The organism is Pseudoalteromonas phenolica (assembly GCF_005876835.1).
GTDB classification, from domain to species: domain Bacteria; phylum Pseudomonadota; class Gammaproteobacteria; order Enterobacterales; family Alteromonadaceae; genus Pseudoalteromonas; species Pseudoalteromonas phenolica_B.
The window spans coordinates 189,030-205,344 of sequence record NZ_PPSW01000006.1; the positions used below are offsets into that span (position 1 = coordinate 189,030).

General features: G+C 38.6%; 15 protein-coding genes. 11 read left to right on the top strand and 4 right to left on the bottom strand.

Translation table 11 applies throughout. The annotated features are described in order from the left end of the window. Window positions 1–42 precede the first annotated feature (42 nt). Entirely contained in the window at window positions 43–1,110 is a 1,068-nt protein-coding gene (locus C1E24_RS03370; protein WP_138478726.1) for a DUF3083 family protein, read from the bottom strand. A gap of 223 nt (window positions 1,111–1,333) precedes the next feature. Here C1E24_RS03370 and glnS point away from each other — a divergent pair, with 223 nt between their 5' ends. The 3 genes from glnS (at window position 1,334) to C1E24_RS03385 (ending at window position 5,501) form a co-directional block, all read left to right on the top strand. Beyond that, window positions 1,334–2,998 carry a glutamine--tRNA ligase gene (gene glnS, locus C1E24_RS03375; protein WP_138478728.1) on the top strand — a complete coding sequence of 555 codons (1,665 nt, stop codon included), beginning with the start codon at window positions 1,334–1,336 and terminating at the stop codon, window positions 2,996–2,998. Window positions 2,999–3,053: 55 nt separating this feature from the next. Next, window positions 3,054–4,886, top strand: coding sequence for a protein kinase domain-containing protein (locus C1E24_RS03380; protein ID WP_138478730.1), 1,833 nt, complete (start codon window positions 3,054–3,056; stop codon window positions 4,884–4,886). A 318-nt stretch (window positions 4,887–5,204) separates the two neighbouring features. After that, the gene (locus C1E24_RS03385) at window positions 5,205–5,501 is read left to right on the top strand and encodes a hypothetical protein (protein ID WP_138478732.1); all 297 of its coding nucleotides are present in this window, start codon (window positions 5,205–5,207) and stop codon (window positions 5,499–5,501) included. 62 nt (window positions 5,502–5,563) lie between these two features. Here the strand turns inward: C1E24_RS03385 and C1E24_RS03390 are convergent, their stop codons facing one another. Next, window positions 5,564–6,013, bottom strand: coding sequence for a DUF3010 family protein (locus C1E24_RS03390; protein ID WP_138478734.1), 450 nt, complete (start codon window positions 6,011–6,013; stop codon window positions 5,564–5,566). Between the two features lie 62 nt (window positions 6,014–6,075). After that, window positions 6,076–7,068, bottom strand: coding sequence for an endonuclease/exonuclease/phosphatase family protein (locus C1E24_RS03395; protein ID WP_138478736.1), 993 nt, complete (start codon window positions 7,066–7,068; stop codon window positions 6,076–6,078). Window positions 7,069–7,289: 221 nt separating this feature from the next. Between C1E24_RS03395 and thrS the strand changes: the two genes are divergently transcribed. The 4 genes from thrS to rplT all read left to right on the top strand — a co-directional run bounded on the left by thrS (window position 7,290) and on the right by rplT (window position 10,577). Then, window positions 7,290–9,200, top strand: a complete 1,911-nt coding sequence (gene thrS, locus C1E24_RS03400) for a threonine--tRNA ligase (RefSeq protein WP_138478737.1) — start codon at window positions 7,290–7,292, stop codon at window positions 9,198–9,200. Between the two features lie 58 nt (window positions 9,201–9,258). Then, a complete protein-coding gene (gene infC / locus C1E24_RS03405; protein ID WP_138478739.1) occupies window positions 9,259–9,825 on the top strand; it encodes a translation initiation factor IF-3 in 567 nt (188 codons plus the stop codon). A gap of 176 nt (window positions 9,826–10,001) precedes the next feature. Next, window positions 10,002–10,202, top strand: coding sequence for a 50S ribosomal protein L35 (rpmI, locus tag C1E24_RS03410; protein ID WP_023398350.1), 201 nt, complete (start codon window positions 10,002–10,004; stop codon window positions 10,200–10,202). A gap of 15 nt (window positions 10,203–10,217) precedes the next feature. Beyond that, a complete protein-coding gene (gene rplT / locus C1E24_RS03415) occupies window positions 10,218–10,577 on the top strand; it encodes a 50S ribosomal protein L20 (protein ID WP_058029851.1) in 360 nt (119 codons plus the stop codon). 51 nt (window positions 10,578–10,628) lie between these two features. Here the strand turns inward: rplT and C1E24_RS03420 are convergent, their stop codons facing one another. Next, complete coding sequence (locus C1E24_RS03420) at window positions 10,629–11,453, bottom strand: SDR family oxidoreductase (RefSeq protein ID WP_138478741.1); 825 nt, start codon at window positions 11,451–11,453, stop codon at window positions 10,629–10,631. 147 nt (window positions 11,454–11,600) lie between these two features. Here C1E24_RS03420 and C1E24_RS03425 point away from each other — a divergent pair, with 147 nt between their 5' ends. The 4 genes from C1E24_RS03425 to C1E24_RS03440 all read left to right on the top strand — a co-directional run bounded on the left by C1E24_RS03425 (window position 11,601) and on the right by C1E24_RS03440 (window position 16,262). After that, entirely contained in the window at window positions 11,601–13,403 is a 1,803-nt protein-coding gene (locus tag C1E24_RS03425) for a M14 family metallopeptidase (protein WP_138478743.1), read from the top strand. Between the two features lie 3 nt (window positions 13,404–13,406). Beyond that, the gene (locus C1E24_RS03430; RefSeq protein ID WP_138478745.1) at window positions 13,407–14,048 is read left to right on the top strand and encodes an MBL fold metallo-hydrolase; all 642 of its coding nucleotides are present in this window, start codon (window positions 13,407–13,409) and stop codon (window positions 14,046–14,048) included. A gap of 66 nt (window positions 14,049–14,114) precedes the next feature. Beyond that, on the top strand, window positions 14,115–14,573 hold the full coding sequence (locus tag C1E24_RS03435) for an Lrp/AsnC family transcriptional regulator (protein WP_058029847.1): 459 nt from the start codon (window positions 14,115–14,117) through the stop codon (window positions 14,571–14,573). Window positions 14,574–14,705: 132 nt separating this feature from the next. After that, window positions 14,706–16,262, top strand: coding sequence for a SulP family inorganic anion transporter (locus tag C1E24_RS03440; RefSeq protein ID WP_138478747.1), 1,557 nt, complete (start codon window positions 14,706–14,708; stop codon window positions 16,260–16,262). Window positions 16,263–16,315: the final 53 nt, after the last annotated feature.

Sequence of the window (16,315 nt, forward strand, 5' to 3'; positions counted from 1 at the left end):
GTTGTTTAGTTTAATTAAACAACACCTACACTAAACACAAGATTAAGCGTTATAGCTTATGTGTTGGAAAAAGCGCACATTGAGTGCTTGTCTTTGAGCCGACAATTCTAATGTCTGTGATAAACCTCTGATCATAGACTCGACATTATTCATAAACTTGCCATATCCGACATCTTTATTATCACTGGCTTTGGCAACCACAACAAAATGTAACGTATCTACCAACTGGTTTTTATCCCAATGGGCTTTGTATTGTGTTTCTTCAGAGCAAATATCAAAGCTTAACTTTTGCAGTTCACTATTTTGTGCAGACTTATCAATTTTACTATTTCTGACCAGTGGTAACCGACCATCTGCGATGAAAGCGGCCTGGCTGATCTGCTTATAGCCACAAGCACTGAAAAACTTATCTTCAATAAATGAATAAAATTGTGTGTAATGTTCGTCTTCGAGTAAATGTTGAAATTGTGTTTTTAAAGCACGCGTCATTGGAATATTGAAAGTGACATAGGTCATTTCAGTGTGTTCGGCTGGAATTTCACACTTTCTTGCTTCATAGCGTGGATATAAACTTCTCAGTTTATAGCCGTACGTTTCTTTGTGGCCTTTAACGCGAGCAAATAAATCATAAGTTAAATGCTGGTGGTCTCTTATCTTAAAAGCATCTTCAACGCCCAAGTTTACTTTTAAATCATGTAGTGTCTTTTGAACTTTATTATGAAAATTTGCAGCATTTGCTCTAAGCTCGTCACCTGTTGCTAAAAACAGAAGGCGTACTTTCTTTGCTCTAACACCTTGTTGCCAATAAAACTTATGTGCTTCATGGTATTTGGGGTTGTAGAAAAACAACATTTGCTTCTCTGTTTGTAGGCAATATGACTCTTCATGAAAACGTGTAATAGGCAACTTATCGTTGGCAATCATATGAACGTTGTACAAGCCATTTTCTTCACAGGCTAAAAATAACTTTCGTGCAATGCGCTCATAACAACTATCAATGTTGTCAAAGCTTGATACAAACTCATCGCTTGGTTTGAACTCAGCTAAAATGTACTGGTTATTTCTTGCGTTTGTTGGAATATAAACTCGGTTAGAACTGCTAGATGCCATTGTCTTAAATCCTTGGTAATCAATCTGTGGCGAACATTAACGAGTTTTCATGAAAGATTTATTGCGTTAGGACAATATTTGCGACAATTGTCACAATTTTGAACGGAAAGATAAATCTAGCCGAGTTTATACAAATAATAAGCTCTAGCATCTGTTAGTTCTTAATTGTTTTTGTAATAATGCGGCATGTATAAGAATGCTTGATTCAGAGGAATGCATATCTATGGCGGAAACAGAAAATCGCCCAACTAACTTTATTCGAAATATCATTGATGCTGATTTAGCAAGTGGCAAGCATCAATCTACGCATACACGTTTTCCACCTGAGCCAAATGGTTTTCTACACATTGGCCATGCGAAATCTATTTGTTTAAACTTCGGCATTGCTCAAGATTACCAAGGTTTATGTAACTTACGTTTTGATGACACAAACCCAGAAAAAGAAGACATCAACTACGTTAAGTCGATTCAAGAAGACGTATCTTGGTTAGGTTTTAACTGGGATGGTGAAATTTGCTATTCATCTAATTACTTCGATAAGCTTCATGGCTATGCAGTTGAACTTATCGAAAAAGGTTTGGCATACGTATGTTTCCTATCGCCTGATGAAGCGCGTGAATACCGCGGCACATTAACAGAGCCAGGTAAAAATAGTCCGTACAGAGACACACCAGTTGATGAAAACTTAGCTTTATTCGAAAAAATGCGCAAAGGTGAGTTCAAAGAGGGCGAATGTGTTCTTAGAGCTAAGATTGATATGGCTAGCTCATTCATGGTACTTCGTGATCCTATCATTTACCGTATCCGCTTTGCACATCACCACCAAACAGGTGATAAGTGGTGCATTTACCCTATGTATGACTTCACTCATTGTATTTCTGATGCGTTAGAAGGCATTACACATTCACTATGTACACTTGAGTTCCAAGATAACCGCCGTCTTTATGACTGGGTTTTAGATAACATCTCTTTAGAGTGTCACCCTCAACAGATCGAATTTTCTCGCTTAAACCTTGAATATACGGTTATGTCAAAGCGTAAGCTAAATGATTTAGTGGTTGAGAATCATGTTGATGGTTGGGATGACCCACGCATGCCTACTATCGCAGGCCTTCGTCGTCGTGGTTACACACCTGTTTCAATTCGCGAGTTCTGTAAGCGTATCGGTATCACTAAGCAAGATAACATGGTTGAAATGGGCATGTTAGAAGCATGTATTCGTGATGACCTAAACAATAACGCACCACGTGCGATGGCAGTTATCGACCCTGTACGTATTGTGATAGAAAACTTTGATGAAGGTAAAGTTGAGCAATTAGTTGCGCCTAACCATCCTTCTGAAGAATCTATGGGCACGCGTGAATTACCATTTACGAAAGAGTTATTCATTGAGCGTGAAGATTTCCGCGTTGAAGCGAATAAGAAGTTCAAGCGTCTAGTACTTGGCAAAGAAGTACGCTTACGCAATGCTTATGTCATTAAAGCTGAACGTATTGAAGAAGATGCTGAAGGTAATATCACAACTATCTTCTGTAGTTATGATGCAGATACACTAGGCAAAAACCCAGCTGATGGCCGTAAAGTAAAAGGTGTTATTCACTGGGTATCTGCAACACACTGTGTAGAAGCTGAAGTACGTCAGTATGACAGATTGTTCAATGTACCAAACCCAGCTGCAGCTGAGTCGTTTGTTGCAACGCTTAACCCTGACTCACTCACTGTGATTAAGTCAGCGAAACTTGAGCCGTCTTTAGCACAAGCAGCCGTTGAACAAGGCTTCCAATTTGAGCGCTTAGGGTATTATTGCCGCGACAATAAAGAAGAAGGTCTTGTATTCAACCAAACGGTTGGGTTAAGAGATTCTTGGGCTAAAATAGAACAAGCTTAATCTTCAATTTAAAAGGCCGATTTATCGGCCTTTTTTGATCAAAATAACAATATTTATGACTGCCAAATCAATCAATAATTTCTATATAAACGAACAGCAATCTATTTATCTTCTCTCTCACCACGACGCAAAAAAGCATAGGCAGTGGCTAAATATATGTAAGAAGCAATTGCAGTTACTGGGTTATAGCGATGTTGAAGAAATTGGCTCAGGTGCGTTTGGATTTGTTTTCGCAGGCATTGGTGAAGACGAGCAGGAATGGGTGTTTAAGTTTTCTCGAATTACTCTTGCTCAAAGTGTCAGAGATAGACTTGAAGACGAAGCCTATATGCTATCGCAAATAAACAACCCCATGGTGCCTAAGTTTTTTGCTTTTGAACGGGTAAAAAAACAAGGTATTTTGATGATGGCACGAGCAAAAGGGGAAGACTTAGAAAAAATCTCACTTAAACGTGGTCGTTTCTCGGTACAAGACATTATGAGCTTAGCGTTAAAACTCAGAAATGTCTTACTTGACTTGCGCAAACATAAAAATGGTTTAAGCCCACAACCTATTGTCCACGGAGACATCAAACCCTCTAATATTGTTTGGGATGTTGATACTGATGAGTTCTCTCTGGTTGATTGGGGAAGCTCTGTTTATGCGCAGATTGATGAATACGGAGAAGTCGTTGCCAGCAACATCATGGATTTAATGTCAGCAGATTTATCGAGTACCAATGCCCGCATGGGCGATGTGTATTTTATTGGTGATGAACAAATGTCAGGCATGCAATCATCGCCTCGATTCGATGAACAAGGTGTTGCGTCAACACTCTATGCTTTGGCAAGTGCACAATCATGCCGTTTTGGGGTGGGTGTTATCCCAGCGGCAAGTCTTGGCTTACCTCAGGAGTTTGCGACAGTCATAGACAATATGCTGTCAAAGGATAAAAAATTAAGAGATGCGGCAGGAGACTACTTTATCCGCAATATGCCAAGTATGGCTAAAGTTTACTTGCCTGAACTAGATAACAAAACAGTCAAAGCGAACATTCCATTTTGGGTTAATGAATTTGAATTTGAACCTGACACAGTTGTTTACAGTTCTCGCAAAGAGTTCTTACGAAGAGCAGATCATAATCAACAACTGCTTGATGTTAACGATGCACAATTAGATAGATACTATAAAGAGTTTTTGTTTGATACTGGAGATACCGAAAAAGCCTTTTTAGCGTCAATCAGTCGCCTTGCAAAATTTCCCGTAGTTGGTGGCTTAAGTTTTCATTGGCGAGAAGAAAATCTGCATATTGAATCAAGTCTGATTTTGCACGATGAAACTCTACATCAAGCATTTACCGATTCTGTTAATGCAACGGTCATGCTTGCGCAAGGCATAACCCAAAAAGGCTTGTTTAAATGTTGCTTGTTCGATGCAAGGCAAACAATTCAGTTAGAAAGAGACAGCACGGGTGCGTTTATTTTCGATGTATTACCTCAGCTACATTACTCGGTTGTTGATACCAGTAGCCAAGAAATTACCCGACCACATAGTTATTTTGAAGATGGTAAAGATCCTGACGAGCAATTACAGCTACCAAAAAGCATTATTCAATGTGTTTTTGAGCTGAATAAAATTCACCACACAGGGTGTATTATTTTTGAATCGGTAGAAAACCGTTTAAAGATCCACCATTATTACCGCTTATTGGATGCATCTAAAGAAGCGCAATTTAAGACGCTTTTAGAAGAAATCATGCAGTACGCCTTATGTATAGACAACTTTGGTGTAGCAGGGTTTATGAAGCTACCCTATAAAAATACCCGTGAATTTGACTTATGCCAGAGCCAGCCTACAAACTTCTATCCAAGAAACCCCAAAGCACTAAATAACCTGAGCTGTGGCTAATAAACTTATCTCCAGCGGCTACTTTCAACGTTAACTGCGTTGAATTCACTTGCAATAGGCCAGCTATTGACGCGTGAATTCGCCTTGTTATCACTAAAAGTTTCCGGCTGCAGAGTTGAAAAACTTTAATTACTTAAATATTAATGCGTAAGTAAATCTCTTAACCAAAGCTCAGGTTAAATAATTCAATATAAGATATGACGAAAGGCGTATTGAAGATTTCTGCATATTGATCAAAGGTAAAGACATGTGGAGCTTTGTATTAAATAATACATTTAAAAGATATTTACGGCCTAATTTAAATCCTAGAGGTGTGCTATGGAAAAGCAGCAGAGACAAGATATTTTAACTTTAAGTTGGTCAATTCATGACCAAGTTGAAGAAGCTATCAGGACGCACCCTGCAAGTCGTGCTGATGAAAATTGGCAAGAAAAACAACGTTTGCTTATGGCCGATATGGCATTACATTTATTGCAAACGGCATTAAAGCCAGGTGAGTTGCAAAAAGAAAAGTTAGTAAATAACTTAAATGCAATTCTGACGTTGAGTGATGACTACATTGAAAATGTAGATTTAAGAAAAGTGTCGGACTCTTTATATGACACACGTAAATAAACCGATATTCAGTGAGATAAATATCCGGCCTGAAATCGCCGGATATTTAGTGAGTCTACTTTTTATAGCTCTTCTGGGCGGTATGTTTTCATCATGATATAAACGTATGCGTTAACAAATGCCGTTTCTTGATATTTCTTAAGCCCAGTTTCTTCAAAGTCGATTGGTAAAGGGTTACGCTTCAATTGTTCTTTGATTTCAGTTGCAGATAAAATTTTAACATCCACGTCTTTTATTAATTGAATGGCAGCTTCGATTTTAAAGCCTGTCGCACTACCTGCAAACTTACCCTTTGGTGCGCGTTGCTTTATAGCAACAGAGTCAATTTGGTAATCTTCTAATAATTTTGCAAAATCAAATTGGAATTTGCGCATATCTTCAGTTTCTTGGCCAACCTGACCAAGGGTAAAGCGTGTTTGACGTACATCGCGAATATCAAAAACGTCTTCTTCTTTTGTCAGCAAGCATAAAAGTACTTCACTGCCTGTGATTTCAACACCACATGTTCTCATAATCTTTCCAATATATTGAAACTAGTTATTAATTATAACGGTGAGCAGAATAAACCTAAAGCTTAAACTGATAAATCAATCATGATGGCCGCATGATCTGAATAACGAATGTCTTCTCCGTCTCTTTGTGTGGTTAAGTGTCCATCAAAAGTAGCATAGTTTAATTCGTTAATTACACAGTTATGATGAACAGGGTCGAAGTGTTGAGACAGTAAAATATAATCTAATACATTACCTTTACCACGATAAAAGTGTGTTGCTGGTTTCTGTTTTCCTTCCATTGCTTGTTGTGAAAGTGTGTAACTATCAATTAAGCCACTTTCTGACGGAACGTCTTTGAACGAATGATCATTTGCTATATTAAAAGGTAACAAGCTGGCATGTTCAAGGTTATGATTAAAGTCACCCAAAACGACAACAGGCATATTTTGATTATTGGTCATCACATCATGCATGATTATAGAGGCTTCTAAGGAGCGATCTTGGCTATTTCTTAGTAATGCAAAAGATTGTTCGTAGTAGTGACGAAGTTTTGGCTCTGCATTGATTTGCTTGAATAGGTTGCCATCAGTGATAAGGCGCTGTGATTTTAAATGGACCACATAAAAACTGACAAAGCCAACGTCTGGCAGGTTTATCTTGCACTTGATTGGTGTCCGATTAAAACCAAAAGGTGTTTGATGACCAAAATAATCGAGCAAGTCCTTATTTGGCAGCAGACAATTTAAAGATTCAATTGGGTATTTAGAAGCGATTGCAACAACCGGTGAATACAGTACATCGGGTTTTAACGCTTCATGTTTTACAGCCGAAACGGCAGAGAAATAGGGGAGGCCTTGCTCTTTACAAATCTCTTTTAGTTCTTTAACTGAAAACACTTCTTGAAAGGCAATCACAGTTGGTGACATATGAGCCAACAATTCTGAAATAAATAAAGTTTTAGATTGCCACTGACTGTGTGTGTAGCCTTCAAACTCTGAATAAAAGCGATAAGGCGGCGCTGCAAAATTAAGCAGATTTAACGTAGCAATTTTTATAGATTTTTGTTCAGGCATTTAAAATTTCATTTATTCATCGATTTACAAAGTTAATTTTAGTCTTTCCCTTGAATTTAGTCACTGTGAAGGCCAAAATAAGCTTCACTAAAAATCCTTAGTTAACTTAGTCAATAAGTTTATCAATGCTTATTCGTAAAAGCGTTGTAAAAGGTACTCAATTTTTTAATTTTAATACACGTGATACTTGGTAGGTGTCACCACTGTAAATAGGAATTATCATGCCTGTAATTACGCTTCCTGACGGCAGTCAGCGTGCCTTTGAAAACCCAGTAACAACTTTAGAAGTAGCTCAAGATATCGGTCCTGGTCTTGCTAAGGCAACCATCGCTGGACGAGTGAATGGTGAAAGAGTTGATGCATGTGATTTAATCACTGAAGATGCAAACCTACAAATCATCACCGCAAAAGATGAAGATGGCTTAGAAATTATCCGTCACTCATGCGCTCACTTAATTGGTCATGCAATTAAACAGCTTTTCCCTGATGTAAAAATGGCGATTGGTCCGACTATCGACAATGGCTTTTACTACGACATCGATTTAGATCGTTCTTTAACACAAGAAGATTTAGATGCAATTGAAAAGCGCATGCTTGAGCTTGCTAAAACAAATTATGACGTTGTTAAGAAAACAGTATCTTGGCAAGAAGCAAGAGACACCTTTGAAGCACGCGGTGAGACTTACAAAATTGAAATCCTAGACGAAAATATCTCGAAGGATGACAAACCAGGTCTATATCATCACGAAGAATACGTAGACATGTGTCGTGGCCCTCACGTACCAAACATGAAGTTCTGTCAACACTTTAAGATCATGAAAGTGGCTGGCGCGTATTGGCGTGGTAACTCAGATAACAAGATGCTACAGCGTATTTACGGTACAGCTTGGGCCGATAAGAAGCAGCTTAAAGCGTACTTAAAGCGTCTTGAAGAAGCTGAAAAGCGTGATCACCGTAAAATTGGTAAAGCATTAGACTTATGGCACTGGCAAGAAGAAGCGCCAGGCATGGTATTTTGGCACAATGATGGCTGGAGCATTTACCGTGAACTTGAAGACTTTGTTCGTGAAAAGCTACGTGAGTACAGCTACGAAGAAGTAAAAGGCCCATTAATGATGGACCGTGGTCTTTGGGAAAAGTCTGGTCACTGGGATAAGTATTCAGATGCGATGTTTACAACTGAATCTGAAAAACGTGAATACGCTATAAAGCCTATGAACTGCCCGGGTCACGTGCAAATTTTCAATCAAGGCCTAAAGTCTTATCGTGATCTGCCATTACGTATGGCTGAGTTTGGTTGTTGTCACCGTAATGAGCCATCAGGTGCACTACATGGCTTAATGCGTGTACGTGGTTTCACACAAGATGATGCGCATGTATTCTGTACTGAAGAACAGGTGATGGATGAAGTGTCAGCTTGTATCAAGATGGTATATGACACGTATTCAACATTTGGTTTTGAAAATATTGTTGTTAAGTTATCGACTCGTCCAGAAAAGCGTATTGGTGACGATGAAATGTGGGACAAATCAGAAAAAGCCTTGGCTGATGCATTAGAAGCGAATGGTATTGAATTTGAATACCTACCAGGTGAAGGCGCATTCTACGGTCCTAAAATTGAATTCACATTGTATGATTGTTTAGACCGTGCATGGCAGTGTGGTACAGTGCAGTTAGATTTTGCATTACCGGGTCGTTTAGGTGCAACTTATGTTGCAGAAAACAACGAACGTAAGACGCCAGTTATGATCCACCGTGCAATTTTAGGTTCTATCGAACGATTCATCGGTATTTTAACTGAAGAATATGCGGGTCTTTTCCCTACTTGGTTAGCACCAAAGCAAGTGGTGATAATGAATATCACCGATAAACAAGCTGATTATGTACAAGAAATTGTGCAAAAATTAAATAAACTTGGAATTAGAGCCTGTGCTGACTTGAGAAATGAGAAGATAGGCTTTAAAATTCGCGAGCATACTTTAAAACGTATTCCGTACCTACTTGTTGTTGGTGACAAAGAAGTTGAACAGCAAGAAGTTGCGGTTAGAACACGCAAAGGTGAAGATCTTGGCAAGTTCTCGGTTGATGACTTTATCGCAAAGGTAAGCGAAGAGATTAAAAACCGTAAATAAAATTATGGCGTGTGGCTAACAACAATATATACAGCTACACGCTCTATCTTTTGATTTTTTGGAGGATCGTACCATTAGAGGCGGCAAAAAAGGGCAACCAACAGCTCAAAAACAACATCGTATTAACGAAGAAATCACAGCGAGAGAAATTCGCTTAACAGGCGTTGAAGGCCAGGAACCAAGTATTGTTTCGTTAAGAGAAGCTCAAGCTATTGCTGATGAACTAGGTGTAGATTTAGTAGAAATTAGTCCAAATGCTGAACCGCCAGTTTGTAAGGTGATGGATTACGGTAAGTTCCTTTTCGAAAAAGCAAAAGTACAAAAAGAACAAAAGAAAAAGCAGAAGCAGATCCAAATTAAAGAGATCAAGTTCCGTCCAGGTACTGATTCTGGTGACTACAACGTTAAACTACGCAATCTAAGAAAATTCTTAGAGGGTGGAGACAAAGCAAAAGTTACTATTCGCTTCCGCGGCCGTGAAATGGCTCACCAAGACATTGGTCTAGATTTATTAAACCGTGTAAAAGCTGATTTGGAAGACATAGCAACAGTAGAATCTTTCCCAAATCGTGTAGAAGGTCGTCAAATGATTATGATGTTGGCGCCTATTGCTAAAAAAGCATAAACACGGCATAATACGCTCCGATTTTGGACTAGGTTACAAATGCTTCGGCTACCTAGTTCAACTGGTCTGTAAAAGTAGATTAATTTCTCACCAGAACATAGGTTGTAATAAGGCTCTACAAGTGGTTTATCCCGCCTTGTTACATTGATTAGCGCAATACATTTGGAGTTATTGCAATGGCTTACAAGCTAAAAACACACAGAGGCGCAGCTAAGCGTTTCAAAAAGACTGCTTCAGGCGGTTACAAGCGTAAACAATCGCATCTTCGTCACATTCTGACTAAGAAATCTTCAAAGCGTAAACTACACCTTCGTGCTAAGTCTATGGTTCATAAGAATGACCTAGGCCTAATCGATCGTATGTTACCATTCGCTTAATAGAGGATATCAGAAATGGCAAGAGTTAAACGCGGTGTTATCGCACGTGCACGTCACAAAAAAGTATTAAAGCAAGCTAAAGGTTACTACGGAGCACGTTCACGTGTTTACCGCGTAGCGTTCCAAGCTGTAACTAAAGCAGGTCAATACGCTTACCGTGACCGTCGTGCTAAGAAACGTACTTTCCGTCAATTATGGATTGCACGTATCAACGCAGCTTCACGTCAGAATGGTCTTTCTTACAGCCGTTTCATCAATGGCCTTAAAAAGTCATCTGTTGAGATCGATCGTAAGATCCTAGCTGATATCGCAGTATACGACCAAGTAGCTTTCGCAGCATTAGTTGCTAAAGCAAAAGAAGGTCTAGCTGCTTAATAAGTCTTGAACTTATTGATTTAAAAGGAGCCAATGGCTCCTTTTTTAGTTTTAACGATTCTTTATTAAAATTTTATCAAGTAATCTAGTACTTAATATTCTTCGCATCACGCCCATGAAATAGGTTGGGAATGTCACGTAGTAGCGCGGCTTAGGTTTTACGGCATTGATTGCATGCAAAAGTTTTTCAAGAACAGCTTCAGGGCCTAGAGTAAATTTTTGTGGTGCAGTTTGGCTTTCTAGACGGTTTAGCTGTGCGCGATAATTATCATTATGTGCACTTTCTTCAATACTGATATTTTTTATAAACGCTTGTTTTGCATTATCTCTAAATTTAGAAGCGATCGGTCCTGGTTCAATTAAGCTAATGTGAATATTTGTATCTGCTAATTCCATGCGTAATGTATCAGTCAACCCTTCTAACGCAAACTTACTGGCATTGTAAGCACCTCGATAAGGCAGAGCTACAAAACCTAACACGGATGAATTGTGAATGATTCGACCATGTCCTGTTGATCGCATATGTTTAATTGCCAAATTTGTGAGATGATGCCAAGCAAAAAAGTTGACTTCAAATTGTGCGCGTAATGTATCTGTTGGTAAATCTTCTACTGCGCCGGGTTGTCCATAAGCACCATTGTTAAACAATACATCTAAATGTCCATCACATATATCAAGTGCTGTTTTAAAGCCTTCCTCTATACTCTTCTGATCAGCTAGATCTAATTTAATACAGGTTAAACCTTCTTCTAAAAGTCGGACAACATCTTCATTTTTACGGCAACTGGCTATGACTTTATAACCTGATTTATGTAGCTCTTTTGCACAGTGATAACCGATGCCGGTAGAGCAGCCCGTGATCAAGATTGATTTCATTTTGTTATTTCGCTGTATTAAAGTAGATAAAAAATGCCAAATATGTCATTTGCTGCATTTTTTTGTTGAATCACCGCACATTCTAAATTGGTTTGTAAAAGATTGATATAATTCATCTAACTTATAAATTATTAATGAGTCTTTTACATGTTTGCAAACGTCATAATGTTGTCCACTGTGTTGAGTATGAATGGTCATTTACCACCATTAATACCTTGGCAAGGGAAAAGTTTGCAGCTAATTCAAAGTTCTGGTCCTTTAACAACAGACTTTGAACTAAGTGGTGGGGAAGTATCGCCAACTTATGAAGACACAATGAAGTTCGTTGATAGATTGATTGCGGCAAATCCAACGCAGTTCAGCAGCTTATCAATTGGTGAAAGTTTTGGTCAGCGTGAAATCAAAATGATTGTTGCCAGTGAAAATGGCCAATTTTCTTCAAACATGATCAAAAGCAATGGCAAGCCGACAATTTTAATTCAAGCAGGTATTCATTCTGGTGAGATTGACGGTAAAGATGCAGGCTTTATGTTGCTAAGAGATATCGCAACGGGCAAAAGAAGAGATCTGCTAACAAAAGTAAATATACTTTTTATACCAATCTTAAATGTTGATGGCCATGAGCGTCGAAGCGAGTTTAATCGAATTAACCAGCGTGGCCCAATTAAGATGGGTTTCAGAACGAATGGCAACAACTTAAATCTCAATCGTGATTACACTAAGTTAGATACGCCAGAGGTTAAGGCTGTATTGAAGGTAATTAATGAATTTGAACCAGATTTGTATGTAGACGTTCATGTCACAGATGGTGCAGATTACCAATACGATGTTACTTATGGCTACACACCAGCATTCGCAAGTGAATCACCACAAATAGCAACGGTGTTAGCTGAAAAGTTCCAGCCTCATATCGATAAAACATTAGTAAAATACGACCATATTCCTGGGCCGCTTGTATTTGTAATGGATAAAAGAGAGTTTAAGAGTGGCTTAGCAGGTTGGGTTGCAGGACCTCGTTTCTCAAATGGCTGGGGAGACCTTGCTAATGTGCCAACAATTTTAGTCGAAAATCACTCACTTAAACCCTATAAGCAACGTGTACTTGGTACCTATGTATTTTTAGATGGCGCAATAGATGCTTTGTCAATTCATTCTCAAGCCCTTGAAAGTGCAGTTAAAAAAGAGCAGGAAACGCCAGAACGTCTGGTGCTTAATAGAAAATATGCAACAGAGCCTGACTTTATCAGCTTCAAAGGGATTAAATATAAGAGATTTAACAGTGCGCTTTCTGGGCAACAAGAGGTTAAGTATCTTGGAGAACCCGAACACTACGAAAAGCTTCCGATCTATTGGAAAAAAGAGGTTGTTTCTGAAGTAGATGTACCTGATGCATTTTATATACCTCAGTCATACAGCTTCATTCCAGAAAAACTATCAATACACGGTATCAATGTTGAAACCGTCACTTCTACTGATTTAGTTTCTAACCTAAAACTTGCAGAAGTTAGTGATTATGCTTTCGACAAAACACCTTTTGAAGGTCGTTTTAGAGTAACTGCACAGTTCGCTTATAGCGACATTGAACAGAAAAATTTAGAAGGGTGGTATAAAGTAACGACTCAAAAAGCAAGAGGCAAGCTGGCAACTCATTTACTGCACCCTGAAGCCCCAGACTCTTTTTTCTCATGGGGAAGTTTTCATACAATATTCCAACGAACAGAATATGTTGAAAATTATGCATTAGTACCTTATGCCCGTTCAATGTTAAAAGATAACCCTAAACTTGCGCTAGAATTTGATAAGAAGTTAAGAGAAGACAAAAACTTTGAATCAGACCCTAAAGCACGTTTAAATTGGTTGTATTCAAAAACGCCATATTTTGATCAAGGCTACTTAAAATACCCAATTTTAATGCAATATAAACCAGAGCAAAAAGAAGTAGAGAAGTAATCAGTGAAAGTCGTTACCAAGCCTGTCACTGCATTTATGCAAAATACGCGTTTCATTACTTGTGAAGAAACTGGCGATACAGCAATACTCGACCCCGGTGGAGATGCACATTTATTATTAGAGCACATAGCTAGTAATAATCTCACAGTTAAGTGTATTTTGTTAACTCATGGTCATCTAGATCATGTTGGTGCAAGTGTAGAAATAGCAAGCAAACTTGATATTCAAATTATTGGTCCAACCGAAGATGAACGTTTTTGGTTTGATGCTTTGCCAATGCAATCGCAAATGTTTGGATTTGATCCTCATGAAGTGTTTTACCCTGATCGTTGGTTAGAACATGGTGAAGTCTTTAATTTAGGTAATTTAAACTTTGAAGTGAGACATTGCCCAGGGCATACGCCTGGCCACATTGTTTTTTATGAGGCCAGTAAACAAGCTGTATTTGTAGGTGATGTTTTATTTAAAGGCTCAGTTGGCAGAACTGATTTTCCTAAAGGAAACAGTGAGCAATTAAAAACATCTATCAAAACACAGCTTTTTACCTTACCAGATGACGTTGAAGTTTTTTCTGGGCACGGACCAAATACTTCAATTGGTTATGAGAAGGCACATAATCCTTTTATGAGTGGCCGATTCGGCTAAAACGCACTAAAATTTAATCTAAGAAAGAGAATAAAATTCTCATAATTTTAAGAGAACGTATTAAATATGTCTTTAAATCAAGTTGACAGACAAATATTGGCCTTAATCCAACAGGATGCAAGTTTATCAACAGCAGAGATTGCAGATAAAGTAGGTCTTTCACAATCACCATGTTGGCGCAGAATTGCAAAGCTAGAGCAAGATGGCTATATCAAAGGTAAAGTCGCATTGTTAGATGACAAAAAGTTGGGCTTTGATATGTTGGTTTATGCCAACGTTAGGTTGTCAAACCACGGGCGAAATAACCTTGCGGAGTTTGAAGAGCTAATTTTAAGCTATGACGAAGTGACAGAATGTTACACCATGGCGGGCACCATGGATTTCATGCTAAGAATTATTTCAAAAGGCATCGATGGCTATGAGCGATTTGTTCGTGATAATTTATTGAATTTGGAATATGTTCAAGAAGTACATTCAAATGTAACTATGACGTGTGTAAAGAGAACAACTGCTTTACCACTTTAAAACCTCTGTCACGTATTTCGACTATACTTATCTGATGTAGTCAGTTTGTTAAAAGCGCTGGATTTCGCTATAATCCAGCGCTTTTCTGTTCATAATTATTATAAATACACATCTAACACATCGAGGAAATGAATGTTTAATCTGATAGGCAAAGCACCAAGCTCTGCTAAAAACGATATCCTTTCCGGCTTAACCGTTGCATTAGCACTGGTACCTGAAGCTGTTGCATTCGCATTTGTTGCGCATGTTGATCCCTTAGTTGGCCTGTATGCGGCCTTTATAGTCGGCTTAATTACCTCTATTTTTGGTGGTCGTCCAGGCATGATATCTGGTGCAACGGGGGCGTTAGCTGTTGTTATGGTGAGCTTGGTCATTGAGCACGGTGTCGAATACTTATTTGCCACTGTCTTATTAATGGGTGTGCTGCAAATATTGGCGGGCATATTTAAGCTCGGCAAATTTATTAGAATGGTTCCACACCCAGTGATGTTGGGTTTCGTAAATGGGTTGGCAATTGTTATCTTCTTAGCTCAATTAGGGCAGTTCAAAGTAATGGATGGTAATGGTCAACTTCAATGGATGCAAGGCTCAGAGCTATATGTGATGGGTGGTCTTGTTGCTTTAACGATGGCAATCATTCATTTTTTACCTAAACTTACAACAGCGATTCCTTCATCACTTGCAGCTATTTTGGTAGTGACAGGACTAGTTATTGGTTTAGATCTAGAATCTCGCACTGTACTCGATTACTTAAAAGACATGTCAGGTGATTTGAATGCAACAATTGCAGGCGGATTCCCTGAGTTCCATATCCCGGCTGTACCGTTTAATTTTGAGACTTTCAAAATTATCTTCCCTTATGCATTAGTTTTAGCAGCGATTGGCCTGATTGAATCGCTTTTAACTTTAACACTAATTGATGAAATCACAGAAACACGCGGTAACTCAAATAAAGAATGTATCGGCCAAGGTGCTGCAAACGTTACATGTGGTGTATTTGGTGCAATGGGTGGTTGTGCAATGATTGGTCAATCAATGATAAATATTAATTCTGGTGGGCGAAGCCGTTTATCAGGGATAACAGCGGCTATATTGTTACTTTGCTTTATTCTATTCGCTGCAAGCTTAATTGAAATGATCCCATTAGCTGCACTAGTCGGTGTGATGTTTATGGTTGTTTTAGGAACTTTTGAATGGTCTAGCTTTAGATTAATGAAAAGAATTCCAAAGACAGATGCATTTGTGATAGTGCTTGTGTCTGGTGTTACCGTTATTACTGACCTTGCGGTTGCTGTTTGTGTTGGTGTGATTGTCTCTGCACTTGTATTTGCTTGGGAGCATGCAAAACATATTTACACCAATAATTATATTGATGAAGAGGGTTCAAAGGTATACGAACTTCATGGCCCGTTATTCTTTGGTTCGGTTAAAAACTTTTCTGAATTGTTCGATATCAACAACGACCCAAATGATGTCATTATTGAGTTTAAATATAGTCGAGTTGCAGATCACAGTGCAATTGAAGCCATTGATAGTTTGGCGGAACGCTATAAAAAAGCAGGTAAAACAGTCCATTTACGTCACTTAAGTCCGGACTGCATTGAGTTACTTAATAAGGCAAAAGATTTAGTTGAAGTGAACGTTATCGAAGACCCTAATTATAAGGTTGCTTCAGATAAACTTGCATAAAAATCTAAGTTGATTGGATAAAGGGGCACATTTTTTGTGCCCCTTTTCTTTGC

What these genes read in the sequence shown, in the direction of transcription:
- C1E24_RS03370 (WP_138478726.1), bottom strand. Translation starts at nt 1,110, where the DNA reads ATGGCATCTAGCAGTTCTAACCGAGTTTATATTCCAACAAACGCAAGA.
- glnS (WP_138478728.1), top strand. Translation starts at nt 1,334, where the DNA reads ATGGCGGAAACAGAAAATCGCCCAACTAACTTTATTCGAAATATCATT.
- C1E24_RS03380 (WP_138478730.1), top strand. Translation starts at nt 3,054, where the DNA reads ATGACTGCCAAATCAATCAATAATTTCTATATAAACGAACAGCAATCT.
- C1E24_RS03385 (WP_138478732.1), top strand. Translation starts at nt 5,205, where the DNA reads ATGGAAAAGCAGCAGAGACAAGATATTTTAACTTTAAGTTGGTCAATT.
- C1E24_RS03390 (WP_138478734.1), bottom strand. Translation starts at nt 6,013, where the DNA reads ATGAGAACATGTGGTGTTGAAATCACAGGCAGTGAAGTACTTTTATGC.
- C1E24_RS03395 (WP_138478736.1), bottom strand. Translation starts at nt 7,068, where the DNA reads ATGCCTGAACAAAAATCTATAAAAATTGCTACGTTAAATCTGCTTAAT.
- thrS (WP_138478737.1), top strand. Translation starts at nt 7,290, where the DNA reads ATGCCTGTAATTACGCTTCCTGACGGCAGTCAGCGTGCCTTTGAAAAC.
- rpmI (WP_023398350.1), top strand. Translation starts at nt 10,002, where the DNA reads ATGGCTTACAAGCTAAAAACACACAGAGGCGCAGCTAAGCGTTTCAAA.
- rplT (WP_058029851.1), top strand. Translation starts at nt 10,218, where the DNA reads ATGGCAAGAGTTAAACGCGGTGTTATCGCACGTGCACGTCACAAAAAA.
- C1E24_RS03420 (WP_138478741.1), bottom strand. Translation starts at nt 11,453, where the DNA reads ATGAAATCAATCTTGATCACGGGCTGCTCTACCGGCATCGGTTATCAC.
- C1E24_RS03425 (WP_138478743.1), top strand. Translation starts at nt 11,601, where the DNA reads ATGTTTGCAAACGTCATAATGTTGTCCACTGTGTTGAGTATGAATGGT.
- C1E24_RS03435 (WP_058029847.1), top strand. Translation starts at nt 14,115, where the DNA reads ATGTCTTTAAATCAAGTTGACAGACAAATATTGGCCTTAATCCAACAG.
- C1E24_RS03440 (WP_138478747.1), top strand. Translation starts at nt 14,706, where the DNA reads ATGTTTAATCTGATAGGCAAAGCACCAAGCTCTGCTAAAAACGATATC.